Here is a 2,201-nt window from a genome sequence, read left to right as displayed (position 1 = left end):
GTTCTTCCTGAGTGGGCAGAACGTGCGGGCGACGATTGGGCCATGCGTTGGAACGAAAGCGTTGGTGCCGTAGTCGGCGTAACGATCAACTAAGAAAATCACCTAGGGGCGGACCGAACATGGAACTCAAGATGATACATAACCTGCGGGTTATCAATAAAGGGGTGGCGCTTGCCGTAGGTTTTGGCCTGCTTGCATGCGCAGCCTTTGTACTGCTCGATATCATTTTGCGCCGGTTCGGGACGTCCCTTGGTGGCACCGAAGAAATCGCAGGCTATGCCATGGCTCTCGCGACTGCGTGGGGCATGTCTTACACGCTGCTGGAACTGGGGCATGTGCGCATCGATCTTTTGCGCACACGCTGCACCACATTCCAAAAAGCCTTGTTTGATGTGTTTTCAATGATCGTCATGACAGGCGTGATTGTCACCATCGCGATCAAAGCATGGCCAGTCGTGGAACGCTCGCTGGTCAATGGATCAACAGCGAACACACCGCTTGAGACGCCCCTGATCTGGGTTCACCTGCCATGGTTCGCAGGCTGGGTATGGTTTGCCTTGATGTCGACACTGACAACGCTTGCAGCCCTAAGCCTTGTGATCAAACGCCGCCACGAAGAAACCGAAGCCTTTGTCGGCGCATTCGCCGAGCAGGAGACACTCCAATGATCGGTTATGTATCTGTGGCCCTGCTGGGCTTGCTCGCACTTTCTATTCCCGTCGGCATCGTCTTGTTCCTTTTGGGCTTTGGCATCGATGCATTCTTTTCCAGCTTTCCGCTCACCAAGGGTTTGGGCAACATGGTCTGGTCGTCGTCGAATTCTGCGACGCTGATTGCGATCCCCTTCTTTGTGTTACTGGGCGAGATTCTGGTGCGCAGTGGCGTAGCCAACCGGACCTATGCAGCGCTTGATCGCTGGGTGTCTTGGTTGCCCGGTGGACTGGTGCATGCCAATATTGCAACCGCGACGATGTTTTCGGCCACCTCTGGTTCATCCGTAGCGACCGCTGCGACCGTTGCAACAGTCGCGATGCCGCAAGCCGAGAAACTGGGTTACGACCCCAAGTTATTCTCAGGCGCGATTGCCGCTGGTGGTACGTTAGGGATCATGATCCCCCCATCCATTAACCTGATCGTTTACGGTTTTCTGACCCAGTCTTCGATCCCACAACTGTTCCTTGCAGGTCTGATCCCCGGATTAGCGCTTGCCGTGGCATTCATGGCAGTGACCGCGATTATCTGCATTATCCGTCCAGACCTGGGCGGTTTGCGTCGCACATTCGCATTCCCACAAATGATGCGCGCTTTGGTGGATCTGGTTCCAATCTTGCTGCTGTTCGGCATGATTGTCGGATCAATCTATGGTGGCTGGGCGACACCCACTGAGGCCGCGGCCGTTGGCGTCGCAGGTGCATTTGTGATTGCTTTGGCCTTTGGCGGCGTATCTTGGTCGATGCTGACCCAAAGTCTGACAGGCACGGTTAAGATCACATCGATGATCATGCTGATCGTGATTGGCGCGTCGTTCTTGAATTTCACACTGGCCTCTGCTGGATTAGGTCGCGAGTTGACCGAATTTATGAACGGCCTTGGGCTGACGCCAATGAAGACAATCTTGGTTGTCGTCGTTCTGTACATCGTCTTGGGTTTTTTCATCGAGACATTGTCGCTGATGGTTGTAACCATCCCGATCATTGTCCCGCTTGTTGTGGCGCAAGGGTTTGATGTGATCTGGTTTGGCATTTTGATGATCGTCTTGATCGAGATGGCATTGATTACGCCGCCCGTTGGTCTGAACCTTTATGTTGTGCAAGGTGCGCGAAAATCAGGAAGCTTGAACGAGGTTATGCTGGGGGCGCTGCCCTACTGCCTGACAATGCTCGCAATGGCGTTCTTGTTGATCGCATTCCCAAGCATTGCGCTCTTCCTGCCGAACGCGCTGCAGTAGCACTTAATCCCTCTTATTCGAAATGACTGCGGCGCTTAGCGCGACCGCAAACAAAGGAGATACGTCTGATGTGGCAATTTTGGGTTGATCGTGGCGGCACATTTACCGACATCGTAGCAAAGACACCGGAAGGTGGGCTTAAGACGCACAAGTTGCTGTCAGAGAACCCCGAAGTCTACGCCGATGCGGCAGTTCACGGGATCCGCGAATTGCTGGGGCTTGGTCCGAATGACGCGATCCCGCCGGGCAAGAT

General features: G+C 54.3%; 3 protein-coding genes. All 3 read left to right on the top strand.

What is annotated here, in order from left to right; translation table 11 throughout:
• Positions 1-119: 119 nt before the first annotated feature.
• Positions 120-668, top strand: coding sequence for a TRAP transporter small permease (locus tag QZ197_RS15085; RefSeq protein ID WP_296432992.1), 549 nt, complete (start codon positions 120-122; stop codon positions 666-668).
• A complete protein-coding gene (locus QZ197_RS15080) occupies positions 665-1,948 on the top strand; it encodes a TRAP transporter large permease (protein WP_296432990.1) in 1,284 nt (427 codons plus the stop codon). Before QZ197_RS15085 ends, QZ197_RS15080 begins: the two co-directional genes overlap by 4 nt.
• 68 nt (positions 1,949-2,016) lie before the next feature.
• On the top strand, positions 2,017-2,201 hold a 185-nt coding region (locus QZ197_RS15075), incomplete at its 3' end, for a hydantoinase/oxoprolinase N-terminal domain-containing protein (protein ID WP_296432988.1).

Source organism: Yoonia sp. (assembly GCF_017854415.1).
In the GTDB taxonomy this organism is placed as follows: domain Bacteria; phylum Pseudomonadota; class Alphaproteobacteria; order Rhodobacterales; family Rhodobacteraceae; genus Yoonia.
The sequence above is the reverse complement of the archived record's forward strand: the minus strand, read 5'-3'. Positions and strand labels throughout refer to the sequence as shown.

Coding starts and splice junctions, on each gene's coding strand:
- QZ197_RS15085 (WP_296432992.1), top strand. CDS start 120: ATGGAACTCAAGATGATACATAACCTGCGGGTTATCAATAAAGGGGTG.
- QZ197_RS15080 (WP_296432990.1), top strand. CDS start 665: ATGATCGGTTATGTATCTGTGGCCCTGCTGGGCTTGCTCGCACTTTCT.